17 protein-coding genes and 2 pseudogenes are annotated in these 17,926 nt (G+C 47.1%); 9 read left to right on the forward strand and 10 right to left on the reverse strand.

The features are described from left to right. Nucleotides 1-17: 17 nt before the first annotated feature. Nucleotides 18-1,193: an acetyl-CoA C-acetyltransferase gene (locus NYE38_RS16125; RefSeq protein WP_003151841.1), complete on the reverse strand. Its 1,176-nt coding sequence runs from the start codon at nucleotides 1,191-1,193 to the stop codon at nucleotides 18-20. 10 nt (nucleotides 1,194-1,203) lie between these two features. Beyond that, nucleotides 1,204-3,573 (reverse strand): 3-hydroxyacyl-CoA dehydrogenase NAD-binding domain-containing protein, encoded by a 2,370-nt coding sequence (locus NYE38_RS16130; RefSeq protein ID WP_340802025.1) that lies wholly within the window; start codon nucleotides 3,571-3,573, stop codon nucleotides 1,204-1,206. Nucleotides 3,574-3,763: 190 nt separating this feature from the next. Here NYE38_RS16130 and NYE38_RS16135 point away from each other — a divergent pair, with 190 nt between their 5' ends. Beyond that, nucleotides 3,764-3,904, forward strand: coding sequence for a YuzL family protein (locus tag NYE38_RS16135; protein ID WP_003151836.1), 141 nt, complete (start codon nucleotides 3,764-3,766; stop codon nucleotides 3,902-3,904). A gap of 29 nt (nucleotides 3,905-3,933) precedes the next feature. Here the strand turns inward: NYE38_RS16135 and NYE38_RS16140 are convergent, their stop codons facing one another. After that, entirely contained in the window at nucleotides 3,934-4,842 is a 909-nt protein-coding gene (locus NYE38_RS16140; RefSeq protein WP_017418958.1) for a proline dehydrogenase family protein, read from the reverse strand. Between the two features lie 89 nt (nucleotides 4,843-4,931). Between NYE38_RS16140 and NYE38_RS16145 the strand changes: the two genes are divergently transcribed. From NYE38_RS16145 to NYE38_RS16160, 4 genes are all read left to right on the forward strand, one after another. Beyond that, nucleotides 4,932-5,189, forward strand: coding sequence for a hypothetical protein (locus tag NYE38_RS16145; protein ID WP_003151832.1), 258 nt, complete (start codon nucleotides 4,932-4,934; stop codon nucleotides 5,187-5,189). 11 nt (nucleotides 5,190-5,200) lie between these two features. Next, on the forward strand, nucleotides 5,201-5,533 hold the full coding sequence (locus NYE38_RS16150) for a spore coat protein (protein WP_017418957.1): 333 nt from the start codon (nucleotides 5,201-5,203) through the stop codon (nucleotides 5,531-5,533). 138 nt (nucleotides 5,534-5,671) lie between these two features. Beyond that, nucleotides 5,672-6,133 carry a MarR family transcriptional regulator gene (locus NYE38_RS16155; RefSeq protein ID WP_003151828.1) on the forward strand — a complete coding sequence of 154 codons (462 nt, stop codon included), beginning with the start codon at nucleotides 5,672-5,674 and terminating at the stop codon, nucleotides 6,131-6,133. Nucleotides 6,134-6,153: 20 nt separating this feature from the next. Continuing rightward, nucleotides 6,154-7,749, forward strand: coding sequence for an MDR family MFS transporter (locus tag NYE38_RS16160; protein ID WP_007410079.1), 1,596 nt, complete (start codon nucleotides 6,154-6,156; stop codon nucleotides 7,747-7,749). 63 nt (nucleotides 7,750-7,812) lie between these two features. Here NYE38_RS16160 and NYE38_RS16165 read toward each other — a convergent pair. Further along, a protein-coding gene (locus NYE38_RS16165) for an IS3 family transposase (RefSeq protein WP_094246999.1) occupies nucleotides 7,813-8,963 on the reverse strand; the annotation gives its coding sequence in 2 pieces (ribosomal slippage) (nucleotides 7,813-8,690 and nucleotides 8,690-8,963; 1,152 coding nt in all). 188 nt (nucleotides 8,964-9,151) lie between these two features. After that, a pseudogene (locus tag NYE38_RS16170) lies at nucleotides 9,152-9,370 on the reverse strand (LysR family transcriptional regulator); the annotation flags it as partial. Between the two features lie 24 nt (nucleotides 9,371-9,394). Between NYE38_RS16170 and NYE38_RS16175 the strand changes: the two are divergent. Beyond that, nucleotides 9,395-10,141, forward strand: coding sequence for an acetoacetate decarboxylase (locus NYE38_RS16175; RefSeq protein ID WP_340802021.1), 747 nt, complete (start codon nucleotides 9,395-9,397; stop codon nucleotides 10,139-10,141). 13 nt (nucleotides 10,142-10,154) lie between these two features. Then, complete coding sequence (locus NYE38_RS16180) at nucleotides 10,155-11,195, forward strand: 2-dehydropantoate 2-reductase (RefSeq protein WP_259424524.1); 1,041 nt, start codon at nucleotides 10,155-10,157, stop codon at nucleotides 11,193-11,195. 192 nt (nucleotides 11,196-11,387) lie between these two features. On the opposite strand, the pseudogene NYE38_RS16185 reads toward NYE38_RS16180, so the two are convergent. The 4 genes and pseudogenes from NYE38_RS16185 to NYE38_RS16200 form a co-directional block, all read right to left on the reverse strand. Continuing rightward, nucleotides 11,388-11,655: pseudogene (locus NYE38_RS16185) on the reverse strand (YusU family protein). Nucleotides 11,656-11,657: 2 nt separating this feature from the next. After that, nucleotides 11,658-12,482 (reverse strand): ABC transporter ATP-binding protein, encoded by an 825-nt coding sequence (locus tag NYE38_RS16190; RefSeq protein ID WP_012118397.1) that lies wholly within the window; start codon nucleotides 12,480-12,482, stop codon nucleotides 11,658-11,660. 155 nt (nucleotides 12,483-12,637) lie between these two features. Then, nucleotides 12,638-13,075 carry a YusW family protein gene (locus NYE38_RS16195; RefSeq protein ID WP_340802016.1) on the reverse strand — a complete coding sequence of 146 codons (438 nt, stop codon included), beginning with the start codon at nucleotides 13,073-13,075 and terminating at the stop codon, nucleotides 12,638-12,640. 118 nt (nucleotides 13,076-13,193) lie between these two features. Further along, the gene (locus tag NYE38_RS16200; protein ID WP_340802014.1) at nucleotides 13,194-14,975 is read right to left on the reverse strand and encodes a M3 family oligoendopeptidase; all 1,782 of its coding nucleotides are present in this window, start codon (nucleotides 14,973-14,975) and stop codon (nucleotides 13,194-13,196) included. A 132-nt stretch (nucleotides 14,976-15,107) separates the two neighbouring features. Between NYE38_RS16200 and NYE38_RS16205 the strand changes: the two genes are divergently transcribed. Both NYE38_RS16205 and NYE38_RS16210 read left to right on the forward strand, forming a co-directional pair. Beyond that, nucleotides 15,108-15,950: an oxidoreductase gene (locus NYE38_RS16205; RefSeq protein ID WP_029973594.1), complete on the forward strand. Its 843-nt coding sequence runs from the start codon at nucleotides 15,108-15,110 to the stop codon at nucleotides 15,948-15,950. An 89-nt stretch (nucleotides 15,951-16,039) separates the two neighbouring features. Then, nucleotides 16,040-16,504: a Dps family protein gene (locus NYE38_RS16210; protein ID WP_007410071.1), complete on the forward strand. Its 465-nt coding sequence runs from the start codon at nucleotides 16,040-16,042 to the stop codon at nucleotides 16,502-16,504. A 45-nt stretch (nucleotides 16,505-16,549) separates the two neighbouring features. Here NYE38_RS16210 and NYE38_RS16215 read toward each other — a convergent pair whose 3' ends face one another. Further along, nucleotides 16,550-17,911: a S1C family serine protease gene (locus NYE38_RS16215; protein ID WP_060561933.1), complete on the reverse strand. Its 1,362-nt coding sequence runs from the start codon at nucleotides 17,909-17,911 to the stop codon at nucleotides 16,550-16,552. Nucleotides 17,912-17,926: the final 15 nt, after the last annotated feature.

Below are 17,926 nucleotides of genomic sequence, written 5' to 3' on the forward strand. Positions count from 1 at the left end.
TTCATTTCCCCCTTTTTTTAAATGAGTTCAAATACGCCGGCAGCGCCCATGCCGCCTCCGATGCACATCGTCACAACGCCGAATTGCTCGTTTCTCCGTTTCATTTCATGTATAAGTGACAGGGTCAGCTTCGTCCCCGTGCATCCGAGCGGATGTCCGAGCGCGATGGCGCCTCCGTTTACGTTCACCTTTTCTTCATCTATCCCGAGCGATCTGATGACTTGAATGGCCTGTGAAGCAAAGGCCTCATTCAATTCAAAAAGCCCGATATCCTGTAATTCGAGTCCGGCAAGCTTGAGCGCCCGCGGAATGGCTTCAATCGGACCGATTCCCATTACCTCAGGGGGAACGCCGCCTACGGCAAAGGAACGGAATTTGACTAGCGGCGCCAATCCGAGCGACGATGCTTTTTCGCGATCCATCAACATGACAGCCGCCGCGCCGTCACTTGTTTGTGAAGAGTTCCCGGCCGTCACGGTTCCCGTTTTAGAAAAAGCCGGGCGGAGCTTCGCCAAGACGTCAGCCGATGTGCCGGGGCGCACGCCTTCATCCTGAGAAAACGTAAATTGTTTTTTCCGCGGCTTATGGTCATCCCCGACTTCTGTCAGCGATACTTCAACCGGCACGATTTCGTCATTGAATTTCCCTTCCTTAAGGGCTTTTGCGGCATTCTGATGGCTGCGGACTGCAAATGCATCCTGGTCTTCTCTGGATACGCCGTACGTTTCGGCGACCTGCTCCGCCGTATGCCCCATGCTCATGTAATACTCAGGCGCATGCTCCGCCAAAGCGATATTCGGCCGTGTCACATGCCCCATCATCGGAACTTGCGACATGGATTCCGCACCGCCCGCAATGACGGTGTCACCCGCGCCGATCATGATTTTTTCCGCACCGTAAGCGATGGATTGGAGCCCGGAAGAGCAGTAGCGGTTCACCGTAATGGCCGGCACCGTATGAGGAAGCCCCGCCAGCGCACCGATATTCCGCGCCATATTTAATCCTTGTTCGGCTTCAGGTGTTGCACATCCGATAATTAAGTCATCGATATTTCCTTCATAGCCGCCTGCCCGTTTCAGCGTTTCTTTTACACAAAGCGCGCCTAAATCATCAGGACGAACGGCTGCAAGCGATCCTTTTTTCGCTTTACCGACCGGGGTTCTCGCACCGGCCACAATGACTGCTTCTCTCATAAACACCCTCCTAGTTCCGTAAAGGTTTGCCTTTGACAAGCATATGCTGCATTCTCGCTTGAGATTTCGCCTCGCCAGCGAGGCTTAAAAAGGCTTCTCTTTCAATCTCGAGTAAATATTCTTCTGAAACCTCCGTGCCGAACGGGACTCTTCCGCCGGCAATAACATGGGCCAGCTTCTTCGCAATCTTCATATCGTGATCGGATAAATAACCCGACCGTCTCATTTGGTCTGCTCCGAGCAGTAATGCCGCACAGCCGGTTTCTCCGGTGACTTTCACTTTTTTGCGGGCAGGCGGGCGGTATCCGCTGTCATATAAGGAAGCAGCCAGCTGTTTCGCATCGTGCAGCAGGTGATCCTGATTCATGCTGACACGGTCTGCCGCGGACAAAATTTGCATATCACGGGCTTCGTGTGCCGAACCGGACACTTTGGCAAGCGCGATTGTTTCGAAGGTTTTAATGGCCGCGTCCATCAGTTCACTTCCGCCGTTCAAATAATTCATGTACAGCTCTTTTTTTCCTCCGCCGCCCGGAATAAGGCCGACGCCGGTTTCAACAAGACCCATATACGATTCGCTCGCCGCCTGAACGCGTGCCGCCGGGAGGCAGACTTCCGTTCCGCCGCCGAGTGTCATCCCGAATGGCGCCGCGACAACGGGTTTAGCGCTGTATTTGATGTTCAGCATCGTCTGCTGAAAACGGCGGATGACAAAATCGACTTCCATGAAGTTATCATCCTGAGCTTCCATCAAAATCATCGCAAGGTTTGCCCCCGCGCAGAAATGTCTGCCTTGGTTTCCGATGACAAGTCCTTTATAATTCCGCTCGGTTTCCTCAAGCGCATTGTCAATCATCTGAATAATGTCTAAGCCGATCGCGTTGCTTTTCGTATGAAATTCCAGCAGCGCGACATCATCGCCGAGATCAATCAGACTTGCTCCGCTGTTTTTAGTGATAACGCCTTTTGTTTCTTTTAACGTTTGCAGGCTGATCCGTTTCGGATTTTCTTTCACAGCCCTGTATTGGCCGTCTGAATAGTAAAATGGTGTTCCGTTTTCCTTCATATAAAATGTTTCATGGCCCTGATCAAGCATTTCTTTCACCCAGCCGGGGAGTGCTGCACCTTCTTCTTCGAGCCGCTCCGCTGATTTTCTGACGCCGATGGCATCCCACATCTCAAACGGGCCGAGCTCCCATCCGAAGCCCCATTTCATGGCGTCGTCAATCGCTTTGATATCATCAGCGATCTCACCTAAAAGCCGGGCTGAGTATAAGAGTGTTTGCGATGTAATATTCCAAAGCAGGCGTCCGGCGCGGTCATCAGAGTATATAAGCGCTTTCATTTTGCCTTTGGCACCCTTTGCCTGTTTGGCGGCTTCTAACGCGGGCGTCTTCATTTTCGAGCGCTCACCGTATGTCATGGTCAGCGGATCAAGTTCATATATTGTTTTACCTTCTTTTTTGTAAAAACCTTGGCCTGATTTGCTGCCCAGCCAATTGTTTTTCAGCATGTCATTCATAAATTCAGGAAGCTTAAACATGTCTTTTTCAGCGCCGTCGGCTTTATCATACACATTTTTTGCCACATGAGCGAAAGTATCTAGCCCCACAACGTCAAGGGTTCTGAAGGTCGCGCTTTTCGGTCTGCCGATCAAAGGCCCGGTCACCGTGTCCACCTCGCCGATGCGGCAGCCGGAAGAAAGCATTTCTCTTACCGTGACCAGGAGGCCGTACGTACCGATGCGGTTGGCGATAAAGTTAGGCGTGTCTTTTGCGATGACGACACCTTTCCCAAGCGTGTTTTCTGCAAATGAAGTCATAAACTCCAGAACGTCAGGATCTGTTTCCTGAATCGGAATGATTTCCAAAAGCTTTAAGTAGCGGGCCGGATTAAAGAAATGGGTTCCTAAGAAATGAGCTTTAAAATCGGCAGATCGGCCTTCCGCCATTTTTGTGACGGAGATACCGGACGTATTGCTCGACACGATGCTTCCCTGTTTCCGGTATTCATCAACGAGTGAGAAAATCTGTTTTTTCACGTCAAGATTTTCGACGACGACTTCAATAATCCAATCAGCATCCTTCAATTGAGCTGCGTCATCTTCCAAATTCCCCGCCGTTATATAGTCGAGATTGGCAGCCGAAGTCAGCGGCGCCGGTTTTTGCTTCAGCAGCTTTTGCATGGCCGATCGGCTCAGTCTGCTGCGGACCTCCGGGCTTTCTAATGTCAGCCCTTTTTTCATCTCATCCTTTGTCAGCTCGTTTGGCACAATATCAAGCAGCAGGACGGGAATTCCGATGTTAGCCAAGTGCGCGGCAATTCCGGACCCCATGACGCCTGATCCGAGAACGGCTGCTTTCTTTATAAACTTGTGCATGAGTCATCCCCCTTGAACTTTGAATGAATAGTCATTCATTTTTTCGGCAAAAAAAATGAAACCCTTTTCTTCTTTCATCTTAAAAGATTTTCAGGATGACTTCAATAGCAAATATGGAATTTTTTTAAATTTTTCGGCTTCCGCATGTTCCATGGCGCGGGCGGGAAACTTAAACCCGGAGGTGAAGGGAATGGTGCGAGGGAGAAAAGATCCGTCTTCTGCCGCAGTGAGCGCGGCCAGCATGAAAGGAAATGCGGGACCGAAGCAAAAATACGGCGGCGGCAAACGGACGAGCCAAAATCAGCAATATAAAAAAGACAACATGGAATAACATACTGCGGCTGCTTTTTGGAGCAGCCGTTATTTTTTAAAGATCCCTTTCAGCACAAACGCCGCATTTGCCGGGCGCTCGGCAATTCTTCTCATCAAGTACCCGTACCAATCGGTGCCGTACGGGACATACACCCTCATCCTGTATCCTTCTTCGGCAAGCTCCTTCTGGCGCTCCGTTCTGATGCCGTACAGCATTTGGAATTCAAACTGCTCCCGTGGAATTTGATGCTCGCTGATGAGTGTTTTCGTATAAGAAATGATGTCATCATCATGTGTTGCCACCGCCGTTTCATGGCCGCTCAAAAGCTGCAGCTTAATCAGCTGCTGAAAATGAAGGTCGGTTGCTTTTTTATCAGGGAATGCAACGGCCGCCGATTCTTTATAAGCGCCTTTTACAAGCCTGAGCCGCGGCTTGTATGGCATCAGACCGCTGATGTCTTCAGCTGCGCGGTACAAATAAGCCTGAATGACGGTGCCGAGCATCGGAAAATCCGGCTTGCACCGCTTATACAGCTCGAGTGTACGGCCGCATCTTGAATAGTCCTCCATATCAATCGTTACAGGCACGCAGCGTTCTTTTGCCTCCGTCAATATGTCTCTGACATGCTGTTCCGCGAGTTTCTCGGAAATATCCAGACCGATGGATGTTAATTTCAGAGACAGCTCACAATCCAGTTGATTCTCGGCAATGGCCCTGATTGCTTTTTTACATTCTTCCGCCGTCCTTTTCGCATCCTTCTCTGAACCCGCATATTCACCTAGATAATCAATCGAAGCCGACAGCCCTTTTTGGTTCAGCCGCTTTACCGTTTTCACAGCTTCCGTGAGTGTTTCCCCTGCAACGAACCTTCCCGCACCGAAGCGGATTCCGTAAGCCTGGGCGAATTTTGTAAGCATTTTATTTTTCGACAAAAATAAACATATGCTCCGCAGCAAGGATGAACTCCCTCCTTTTTCTTTTATTCGTGTATGAAATCCCGATCGCAGAGAAAGCTAAAAAGAACAGAATTGAAGGAGGCGTTTATATGAACAACCAAGAGCAGCACGGAAACTTGCCGCCTGCCGTCATCTCAACGAAAGACCATTTGTATCTTGAGGACATGCTGAACTGGAATCTGCTTGCCATGAAAAAAGCGCATTTTATGGCGGAACACTGCCAGAATCAGACGTTAAAACAAGAGCTTGATCAGATCGGCCGGATGCATGAGAAGCATTATCAGCACATATTAGGCCGCTTGAACCCCGATCAAGGCGGACAGACAACAACAGGCTACATGCAATAGGAGGACAATACATGGAACAGCAAAATCAAAAAATCACGAATCCGCAAACGCCCGTGCCCAATACGGCGCAAATGAATGACAGAGACTTGGTCAATGAGCTGCTGACGACGGAAAAATACATCACGGCTTCATATTGCACAGCCCTGCACGAGTTCAGCCACGAGTCTCTTTATCAAGATATTCAGGCGATTTTCGATGAGTCACAAAAAGCGCAAAGAAGATTATACGATGTGATGTTTCAAAATGGCTGGTATTCCATTGAAGCAGCCGATACCCAAAAGCTTCAGCAATCGTATGAGAAGTTCCGGCAGACCATTCAGCAGCAGTCTCCCTATCAGCAGTAAAACGAAGAAGGATTTGATGTTTTCGACAAGCATCAATCCTTTTTTTATTTTTGCACAAAAAGATTGACTTATCATTAATCCTTATTTATATTTAACTAATGTTAATTATTTTCTCAAGGAACAAGATGAGGAGGAGTTATGAAAAACGCGGATCAATATGTGTCTGACATCCAGAAATCTCTTCAGACGCTGCTGCAAAACATACAGCCTGAAATGGTGGAAAGCATGGCAAAACACGAGGTGACGCCTGCCCAATTATTTGTTTTAGCCAGCCTGAAAAAACACGGGAGCTGCAAAGTTTCCGAAATTGCGGAACGCATGGAAGTAAAACCGAGCGCAGTGACGCTGATGGCCGACCGCCTCGAGCAAAAAGGACTTATCGTCCGCAAACATAACCAGCAGGACAGACGCGTCATCGACATCAGCCTCACCAAAAAAGGCGAAACAAAATTCGAAGATGTTGTGGAAGGACGGAAAGCGATACTGGCGCGAAACCTGTCCGTTCTGACTGACGATGAACTGATTCAGTCCGTGAACATCATCCGCAAAGTAGCGGAAGCCGCCGAGAAATACGCGGCTGATCAAAAAGAAAACGAATAGAATAGAGGAGCTGCCGAAACATGAGCATTGAAAAGAAAGATCCAAAACGCACATTATTGATAACCGGCTTAATCATCGCCATGTTTTTCTCAGCCCTTGACGGCACCATCGTAGGAACGGCGATTCCTAAAATCGTGGGTGACCTCGGGGGATTAAGCATGATGACGTGGCTGACCACGGCATATCTTTTAACTTCGACGACGATCGTTCCGATTGCGGGGAAACTTGCAGATTTATTGGGACGCCGCGTCGTCTATGTGTCAGGTTTATTGATTTTTATGGGAGCTTCCGCACTGTGCGGAATGGCCAGCAACATGACGGAACTGATTATTTTCCGCGGACTTCAGGGAATCGGCGGCGGTGTCATGATGCCGATGGCTATGATCGTCATCGGGGATTTGTTCACAGGAAAACAGCGTGCCAAGTTCCAAGGGCTTTTCGGGGCGATTTACGGGCTTGCTTCCGTGATCGGCCCGCAAATCGGGGGCTGGATTGTTGACTCATTAAATTGGAAATGGGTTTTCTATATCAACCTGCCTGTCGGAATTTTAGCCGTGATCTTTATCGCAAGAGGACTTCAAGGCAGAAAACAGACTGGGCCGATTAACTTTGACATCGCCGGCATTTTCACAATGATCGTCGGAATCGTCAGCCTCCTCCTCGCGCTCAGCTTCGGAGGAAAGGATTACGCATGGGGCTCTTGGCAGATTCTCGGTCTCTTTGCGCTTGCGCTTGCCGGGATTGTCGGATTCATTTTCGCTGAAATCAAAGCAAAGGAGCCGATTCTGCCGATGTACCTGTTTAAAAACAGAACGTTTACCGTACTGAATCTGATCGGCTTTTTCATGAGTATCGGCATGTTCGGCGCCGTTACGTTCGTTCCTTTCTTTATGCAGGGAATTATCGGAGTCAGCGCCACCGCGTCCGGAACGATTATGACGCCGATGATGGTATCTATGATTATCACAAGTATTATCGGAGGCCAGCTGGTTTATAAGATCGGTATTAAACCGCAAATCATGATCGGCATGCTGATCATGGCCGTCGGCTTCTTCTTATTAACGACATTGCAGCTGGATACAAGCAAGCTCGCGGCGACGTGCTATATGGCCGTGATCGGTCTGGGAATGGGGCTCGTCATGCCGCTTCTCACACTCGCTCTGCAAGAAACGTTTTCAAAAGAAGAGCTGGGTGTTGTGACCTCTTCAAGCCAATTTTTCCGGATGATCGGGGGAACGTTCGGCATTACGGTGCTCGGCGCTGTCATGAATGCCAGATCAGGAAGCCTTTTAACCGACAGACTGGTGCCTTACTTAGACTCACTGCCGAAACAGGCAAGTGCCTTTGCCGCCCAGTTTAAAGGTATGATTGACAAGAATCCTGAAGGGCTGCTTCAATCCCTGTTCAGCCAGGAATCGATTAAGCAGATTCCGGCCGCATTTTCTTCCCATATCGTGCCGGTTTTGAAAACGTCACTGATGGATTCGCTTCACAGCGTGTTTTTCACAGGCCTGGCCTTTATCGCTGCCGGATTGATCCTCACGCTGTTTGTTAAATCAATTAAACTGACAAACAAAAAGACAGGCAAACAAGAAGAAAAGGCGAAAGCCGTTTAACAAAGAAAAATCCCGCGGATGCGGGACTGCCCCCCGTTTTTGAGACAGGGGTCAAAACACCTTTTAAACAGCCAATTGCCGATAGTTTATCGGTGATTGGTTGTTTAGTTTGGTTTGAATACGAATATTGTTATAATAATGAATGTATTCTATGACAGTGCGTTCTACGATGGCAGTCGTAGTTCGATCAATGCTGTTAAGATAGAACGTTTCAGACTTTAGCGAGGAATGAAACGATTCGATGGAGGCATTATCAGCGGGCGTCCCTTTGCGGGACATGCTCATGGTAATGCCTTTTGTTTTAACAGCTTTTTGATACTCGTAAGATGTATACACAGAACCTTGGTCACTATGTAACACGCAGTTCTCAGGCAGCATTGGTAGCTGATCAAGTGTGTCTAAGACAAAGGCTGTGTCCTGCTTATCCCCAATAGTAAAAGCAATCACTTCTCCATTGTATAAATCTAATATACTGGAAAGGTACAATTGTTTCTGTCCATAAGGCAAATATGTGATGTCCGTTACTAGTTTTTCAAGAGGACGATCAGACTGAAAGTTCCGATCCAATATATTATCGACCACGGCATATGGCTGCCCATCCTTCTTGCGCTTTTTCACCTTAACCCGACACTGCCATTGATTTTTCTGCATAATACGTTGAACCGTTTTATGGTTAATACACATTCTCTTTTTTAGTATGGCTGTGATTTTTCGATATCCATATCGATACTTGTGCTCTCGGCACAACGTGCCGATTTGTTTTTCCAAATGGCGCTTGGGATGATCCTTCATCAGATTCTTCTTCCAACGATAATAAGACGCTCGAGAGATACCTAAATGAATACAGATATCCTGTACGGTCATTGTGCTGTGCAATATTTCTACAAGTTCGACTGACGTTTCGCTATCAACTTCCTTTCCAATTCGTTGTACTTTTTTAAAACTTCATTCTGTTGTCTCAGGTAACGAATCTCTGCCTGCAGTTTCTCTAAATCGGAAGAATACTCCGGACCTTTTCCGTAAGTGTATTGCTTTCCAACAGGCTGTTCGAATCGATGTGTATCACCAGCCTTATACCATCTAACCCATGTCTGAACCTGTGTCTTATTCTTAATATTCAACTCCTGCAGGATCTCTTTCATAGGTACGCCTGCCAATCTCATTTCTACAGCCTTCTGTTTCACTTCAACCGGATAACTCACTCTTGTCCCCATAGAAAAAACACCTCCAAGTCTAATTTCGGCTAACAATCATCCGTATTCAAACTTGAAGGTGTTTTTATTTGTCTCATCTTATGGGGTCAGTCCCATGCCGCGGGATTTTTTTATATCATCTGGGAATGGCCAGTCTTCCGCCTCATTGGAATTGGGGGAAAAATTCAAAAAAATAATGATGAAACCCTTTAATAAACCTTAAACATTTCATAGTTATCTTTATAGTACGACATAATAAAGTCACGAAAATTTCTTACCGAAGAAGATAACAGCTTATGTCTTAACCAAGATAAGCCGACTGGATATGAAGCAGAGTGATCAGTCACTTTTATAAAATTCAGCCCCAATGTTCTGCAAACTGAAATAGGAAGCAACGCCACACCTTGATCCAGCTTTATAATCTCGACCAGTAAAGGAAAGGGTGTCATTCAATGAAAATTGATGTGAAAGATATAGCAAAAAATTTAAATACGCCACTAACGGCTCCTGCTTATCCTATCCCAACCTATAAATTTGTTAACCGGGAATATCTTAATATTATTTACCGAACGGATGAAAAAGCTTTACGTGCGGCAGTGCCGGAACCTCTTGAAATTACTGAACCTTTAGTGAAATTCGAAGTGATGTGGATGCCCGATGTTTCCGGACTTGGTGCCTATACAGAGGCGGGACAAGTCATCCCTGTCAGCTTTAATGGTGAAGAAGGGGATTATGTACATTCTATGTATGTAGACAATTTCCCGGCTATTGCAAGCGGACGGGAACTTACTGCATATCCAAAGAAATTGGGTGCCCCTAAGCTGTATATAGACTCTGATACTCTTGTTGGCACATTAGATTATGGCAGTCTTCGTGTGGCAGCTGCGACTATGGGATATAAACATTTCGAAATGGACAAGGAAAAAGCGAAAAGGGAAATTTGCCGACCTAATTTTATGGTGAAGATTGCTACTGATTACAATGGTGATTTAAGGGTTTGTGATTTGGTGCGAACGCAAATAACGAATATAGAAGTTAAAGGTGCCTGGACTGGACCGGCGCGGCTTCAATTATTTGAACATGCTCTGGCACCGCTTGCAGATTTGCCTGTATTAGAAGTCGTTTCAGCATCTCATATCCTTACAGATTTAACCTTAAATGCAGCACAGCCGGTTTATAACTACTTAGAGGAAAAATAAGGAGACGTTTACAATGAGAATTGCAGTTTTAGGAGCAGGTTCTTTAGGAACCATTGTTGGAGCATATCTGTCTGCTGGCGGAATGGATGTCGAATTGATTGATTCGTACAAAGAACATGTAGATACTCTAAATCAAATAGGTGCTAAAGTAGTTGGTACAACGGAATTTCAAGCAAAGGTGAAAGCCATCACCCCTGAAAACAAGTCAGGCAAGTATGATTTCATATTACTTCTGACGAAACAATTATATAATGACTCCATTCTTAAAGAGTTGCTGCCTTTTTTAAAGGATGACAGTGTAGTATGTTCCTTGCAAAACGGTATACCTGAACAGAAAGTTGCTTCGATCGTTGGTGATGAACGTGTTATTGCAGGTTCTGTTGAATTTGGTGCTACGTTTATTGAGCCGGGCGTATCCAGACTTACAACTGAGTATACTCAATTTAAAGAGTACGCTTTTCAAATTGGAGAATTACATGGTGAAACAACAGAAAGAATTCAGCGTATTAAATCGGTTTTAGACCTTATCGGCGGAACACATATTTCCGATAATTTAGTTGGAACGAAGTGGTCAAAATTACTTATCAATAATGCATTCAGTGGTTTATCGGCAGCATTAAACGGAGAATACGGAGACATTCTTGACCATGAAATCGGCATTGTTAGTGCAGTCCATATCGCAGATGAGACGATTAAGGTTGGACACGCCAATGGTGTCAAATTTGCGAAAATGGGCGGCCTTGATTTAGAATCTTTGGAATTAAGAAGTGAAAATGATATTCCTGAACGTATCCAAACATTTAGGTCAGCCATGGAACCATCTAGGCTGCTAAGAGCAAGTATGCTCCAGGATCTTGAGAAAAAACGCAAAACTGAAATTGATTATATTAATGGAGTTATTCCCAAAATGGCAGAAGGTACTGGCATTTCAACACCTTTTCATGATTTGGTTGTAGCACAAGTCAAATGTGCCGAGGAATCTCAAACAGTGCCCAATTTTGATACAAATATAAAAGCATTTGAAGAGTTATTACGTATCGGAAAGGAAATGTGATATATAGGAAAGAGAGAAAGGGATTGCTGCGGCGGTCCTTTTTTCTTGGTTCAGCAAGCGGAAGAAATATACGTTAACAAACGGGTGTATTAGTTACATTAATGGTCTTCGCTATGAATTGAACGGCGCCTTTATTGATTCCTTTTCAGCAAAAAAAGCTTCCGGCACTTCTCTTTGATGCCGAAAGCTTTTTTATTGTTTTTTTCTGTGTGCTTCATTGAGCTGTTTAATATGCTGTATCGCAGCTTTGATGCCCTCTTTGGCGTCCGGGTAGGATTGATTCCAATGTTTGACGAGCGGAGGCATGCTTTTTGCGATGTGTGTATACAAAATCCACTGCCTGACTTCTTCCTTTACATCCGGGTTTGTTTCGCCAAGCAATAGTTCCGTGTATTTTTCAAGCAGGCCGTCCAGCTGCTGCTGCAGTTTCTCTTCCATACCGTTCCCTTCCCTTTTTCATGATTATGACAATCGGGCGGTGAGGGCCGCTTCCTGCACGATACATCTGCCGCGTCCGTGCGGAATGCAAAGCGGCGTGCCGAACAGCGGATCTTGCGTTACCTGGCAGTTCATCGCAAAGACCTGCTGTACAAGCTCGCAAGTGATGACTTCTTCGGGACGGCCCTCTGCGTAAATCTGTTTATCCTTAATGGCGACCAGATAATGGGCATAACGGCATGCCAGATTGAGGTCGTGCAGCACCATGACGATTGTGCGTTTTTCTTTTTCATTTAATTCAAACAGCAAATCAAGAATTTCAATTTGATGCGTCATGTCGAGATAGGTTGTCGGCTCGTCAAGCAGAATGATATCCGTATCCTGAGCGAGTGTCATCGCAATCCATGCGCGCTGGCGCTGTCCGCCTGACAAGGAATCTACCGGACGGTCGGCCATTTCCTCAAGCTTCGTCGCTTTAAGCGCTTTTGCCACTGCGTCTTCGTCCTCTTTGGACCATTGCTTCAGCCAGCTTTGATAAGGGTATCTTCCCTGCTTCACAAGCTGATGCACCGTCAGGCCTTCGGGAGCTGACGGACTCTGCGGCAATATAGCGAGCTCTCTTGCCACTTCCTTCGTCGGAAGCTTAGCGATGGCTTTTCCTTCTAAAAGCACAGAACCGCCCCTCGGTTTCATCAGCCGGGCCAATGAACGTAAAAGCGTCGATTTTCCGCAGCCGTTGCTTCCGATCAATACAGTGATTTCGCCTTTTGGAATCGCGACATCCAATTCGTCAATGATAACAGTTTCTCCGTATCCTAAGCTCAGCGTCTCTGTAGAAATTGCACTCATACCGCTAACCGCTCCTTTTTTGAGTTTCCCAACACTATGTATATAAACAAATTGCCTAGACATTCAACGTGAGATCATGATTATATTGTAACAGAAATTAATGACTCTGAATATCATTATCAATTAGTTTTGGGCAAAAAAGCAGCGGACGGCGGTTATTTTTTTATTTCCGTCATTTCTCCGTCATTCTTTTTCAGTTTCAAATAAAAATGGTCATAGCAGCTGTCTAAATTAAAAGCCGAGAGCACCTGCCGGACGACCTCGCTTTCCTGCATCCGGCTGTTTACGGCAAGTTCTCCGAGGATCATCTTCATTTCATCAAGCGCTTCCTCGCCCTCTCTGTGAACCCCTGAGAGCTTGTCCCGGATGTCCGCCTTTTCATGACCGCTTTTTCTTTCATACAAACCTTCATAGCGGTTATGCTCTCCGGCTCCGTAACTGACGCGAAGGGAAAAGCTGCTGTAAGGAACCGGCTTCGCGGATGACACGGGTGTGCTGTCTTGTTCCGCTTCCCGTTTTTCTTCATTCAATCGGCAGCCGGCAATCAGCATCAGCGTAAGACATAAAACGCCCGCCGTCCTGAACCATTTCATGCGATTCACTCCCATTCCATTCCGATCGTTTTTAGGTATTTCCAAGGGAGGCGGCTGTCATTCATTAAACAAAAAAGAACCGGAGCGGTAACACTCCGGCCGGTTCATCTCCAGATTATCATTCAGTCAGCTCTAAAAATTCCTGCACATCCTGTACGGCAAGGCGGACCGCGTCTTCCCAAAACGACCGTTCCGTCAGATCCGCTCCAAGGTGCTTCATCGCCAAATCCTCAACAGTCATCGAAGCCGTGTCACACAAAAGCGCGATATATTTTTCTTCAAAATCCGCTTTTTCCCGAAGAGCTCTTGCATATATTCCAAGCGAAAATAAGTAACCGAACGTATACGGAAAGTTGTAAAACGGCACTCCCGTAATATGAAAATGCAGTTTTGACGCCCAGAAATGAGGGTGGTATTCCCCTAATGAATCGCAAAACGCTTCTTTCTGCGCCGCTTCCATCAGTTCATTCAGTTTCTCAGCCGGAACGACGCCCTGCTTGCGCTCTTCATAAAAACGCGTTTCAAATAAAAATCTCGCATGAATATTCATAAACATGGCTACGCTTCTTTGAATTTTATCCTCAAGCAAGAACAGCTTTTCATCCTTTGTCTCCGCTTGTTTCAAAGCGGCGTCGGCGACGATCATTTCCGCAAAGGTCGAGGCTGTTTCAGCGACATTCATAGCGTAGGCTCTGTTCAGCTGCCGCACTTGAAGCATGGCCTCCTGATGGAACGCGTGACCGAGCTCATGCGCCAGCGTCGATACATTCGAAGCGCTTCCGGAAAACGTCATAAAAATCCGGGATTCCCCGCTGTCGGGAAAGCTGGTGCAGAAACCGCCGACCCGTTTGCCGCTGCGGTCTTCCGCTTCTATCCACCGATCGCGGAACGCTTTTTCCGTAAACGCGGACAGCTTTTTGCCAAACGTCGAAAATTGGCTGACGATCAGATTGGCCGCTTCATCAAATGTGTATTCTTTCGGAGCCTCGCCGATCGGCGCGTCCACATCATACCAGTTCAGCCGCTCAAGCCCTAAAAGAGATGCCTTTCGATTCAGGTATTCGGCAAAAGGCTTTTTATGATCGGTAATGACCTGCCACATGACATCCAGCGTTTCTTTTTTCATCCGGTTGATCGCAAGCGGCTCTTCCAAAGCGCTTTTCCAGCCCCGCGCTTTATAGATTTCCGTGCGGAAGCCGGCCAGATGGTTCAGCGTGCTGCCGAAAAGCTCCTCTTCTCCTTTCCAAGCTTCATTAAGCTCTTTAAACACTTGGCGTCTGATGCGGCGGTCCGGGTGCGCCATCATATTTTCCGCTTGGCCGACCGACAGCTCTTTATCCTCAAACGGAATCTTCATTCTGCCGACAGCCGCATTATACAGGTCGCCCCATGCGTGATAGCCGTCAACGGCCAGGCCTTCAATCAGCCTTTCTTCTAAAGCGCTGAGCTTCTCTTTGACACGGTCTCTTCTCTCATTTAAAACATATGTGAGATCCTGAAGTTCCGGTTTTTGCAGCAGCTCCTCCCAGACCCGCTCGTCAATCCGGGCAAGTGTATCGTCAAGGGTGACCAGAGCGGATTTAAAATCACTGCTCAGCTGATTAATCCGCGCCCTCCATTCATTCGCTTTCTGATCATGAGTGTTCTGAGCCTGAAGACAGCCGACGAACGCTCCTGCCTGCCTGATCATGATCGCTGACCGTTCAAACCTATCAATCAGATTGATCAGCTCCCGGCTTTCATCCGCATGCGCCGGAACTGTAAACGCTTCAACCGCATGTTGAAAAGCACTTAGATGCTTTTTGAGCTCTTGTATGTATTGCTGAAACTCTTCCGACCGGCTCCCGCCCTCAAAAATGGAGTTTAAATCCCATGTTTCCTTCAATCCCTTTAATGCCATCTTTTCTTTACCCCTTTCTATCCGAAGCTGACTCCATTATAAAACAATTCTGACATATTTCCGAACGATTTCTCCTTCTTTCCGCGAGATGTTATACACTATGAGATAAGAACAAACGGGGAGGATTATAAGATGAACAGAAAAATTGCCATTGTAACCGGCGCGACGAGCGGATTCGGGCTGCTGACAGCGCTGAAGCTCGCCCGGTCCTATCACGTCATCGCAACAGCCAGACAGCCGGAGAAAGCTGAAATACTGAAAGAGGCCGCCGCTCAAGCGGGTGCATCCGAACATGTTACGGTCGTCTCTTTAGATGTGACAAATGAGCAGTCGGTGTCTGACTTCGGGAACACCATCAGCGGTTTCGGACCGATTGACCTGCTCGTCAATAACGCCGGCTCTGCGTACGGGGGGTTTATTGACGATGTGCTGATGGAACATTACAGACAGCAGTATGAAACGAATGTATTCGGTCTGATTCACGTCACAAAAACCGTGCTGCCTTATATGCGAAAACATGGCGGGGCGAAAATCTTCAATATCAGCAGTATCAGCGGACTGACCGGTTTCCCGGCTCTATCTCCGTACGTCTCTTCCAAATTCGCGGTTGAAGGATTTACAGAGTGTCTGCGCCTCGAACTGCTGCCTTTAGGAATTGATGCCGCTTTAATAGAACCGGGCTCCTATAAAACGTCTATTTGGGAGACGTCTCTCTCCAATCATCTTACGGCACCCGCCAAAGATTCGCCCTATTACCGCTATTATCAGCAAATCGAAGCTTACTTCAAAGCCAACGCATCCAAAAGCGGCGATCCTGATGACGTAGCGGAGCTGATTTATCAATTGGCACAAAGGAAACGGCTGAAGAAACTGCGGTATCCGATCGGCAGGGGCGTTAAGCTGGCATTGGCTTTCCGCTCACTCTTCTCGTGGTCCGCCTGGGAATCTGTTGTGAAGAAAAAGCTGTTCACTTAAACCTAAATTATAATTATTATAATTTAGTATTGATTTTTATTTGATATGTAGTATAATTAAATTAACAGATCACAGGGAGGACGATGAATATGAATACACAAAACGCGAAAAAAACTGAAACTCTTGTTGAGAAATCAATGAACACACAATTATCAAACTGGTTTATCCTTTACTCTAAACTGCACCGCTTCCATTGGTATGTAAAAGGCCCTCATTTCTTTACGCTTCATGAAAAATTTGAAGAACTGTATAACGAAGCGGCGGAAACGGCGGATGCCATCGCAGAGCGTCTTCTGGCCATCGGCGGACAGCCTGCGGCGACTTTACACACTTACCTTGAACAAGCTTCCATTACGGATGAAGGCCAGGAAAAAACGGCTTCTGAAATGGTGGAATCACTGGTTCAAGACTATAAACAAATCAGCCGCGAATCAAAATTTGTCATCGGCATCGCCGAGGAACAAAATGACCCGTCAACTGCCGACCTGTTTGTCGGATTAGTTGAAGAAGCGGACAAGCACGTGTGGATGCTGTCAGCCTACTTGGGAGAATAACGAAAAAAGCTGAACCTCAGTTGCAGGTTCAGCTTTTTTATGCGTTCAGCTTGCGCTTTCGGTTTGTTTTGTTAATGTGACGTTCAGCGTCTTTTTGCTTCCGCTTCTGAGCACTTGAACAGTCGTTTTATCGCCGATTTTCAGCTGGTTATATAAGATCTGTCTGATATCGGCGCTGCTGCCGACATCTTTGCCGTTCAATTGTACAATGACGTCATTTGATTTGATGCCCGCTTTCGCAGCCGGCGAGCCGGATTGCACTTCTTTTACGTAAACACCCTTAGACAGCTGGTCGCCGAACAGTCCGAGCGTGTTTTCCTGATAAGTTTCCGGCACTTGCGCCATGTCAATCATCTGCACACCTAAAAATGGGCGCTCGACTTTTCCTTTTGCAAGCAGCTGGTCGACTATCGGTTCTACATCATTGCTCGGAATGGCAAAGCCGAGTGACTCCACGCCGTTTTCACTGACTTTCATGCTGTTGATCCCGATAACTTGGCCGCTTGAGTTGATTAACGGGCCGCCGCTGTTTCCGGGGTTAATCGCCGCATCCGTCTGAATCACGTTCATTTCCACTGTGCCTTGGGATGTATCGGCGTCTACCGTTCTGTTCAGCCCGCTGATGACACCTTGTGTGACGGTGCCGGAAAACTGCTGGCCGAGCGGGTTGCCGATGGCAATCACTTTATCGGCAATGCGGAGCTTGGAGGAATCCCCGAAGCTGGCCGCTTTTTTGACATTGGACGAGCTGATTTCCAATACAGCCAAGTCACTGATGGCATCCTTTCCGACAAGCTTTGCCGTTTCGGTTTTCCCATTGTAAAGAGTGACCGACAGTTTGTTCGCACCTTCTACGACATGATTGTTTGTAATGATGTACGCTTTTTCGCCGTCTTTTTTGAAGATGACGCCTGACCCCGTGCCGCTTTCCGTTTCAGAGCTTGAACCGCCGTCAAGTCCGAACTGGCTGCTTTGCGAAGCTTGGTAGTTGGACACTCCGACAATCGCAGGCTCCAAATCTTCTACCATATCCGCTACGCTTGAGGTATTTTTCAAAGGCGTTGACGTAAAATTCGAAGACTGAACTTGTTTCGTATCAGAAACGGCTTCTGTCTTATGCTGCTCACTCGGCAGGTTTGGCACAATGCCAAGCACGAGGCCGCCGCCGATAATGCCGCCTAAAATCGGGCTCAGCCAAGCGGCTCTCCGTTTTTTTTCTTTTTTCACGGCAGCCGTTTTTTCAAATTCCGTACCGGCCGCCGTCTCGTTTTCCGCTTCTTTCGAGACGGGCCCTTCGAGCAGCTCGGGCTCCTGATGGCTGATCTGCTGCTGTTCATTTCTGTTTTGTTCCGTATGTGAAAGATCTGACTGATCGCGGCTTCTGCCGTCATCTCGATGATCATTCATATTCACGCACACTCC

This window comes from Bacillus sp. EU63, assembly GCF_038592915.1.
In the GTDB taxonomy this organism is placed as follows: domain Bacteria; phylum Bacillota; class Bacilli; order Bacillales; family Bacillaceae; genus Bacillus; species Bacillus velezensis.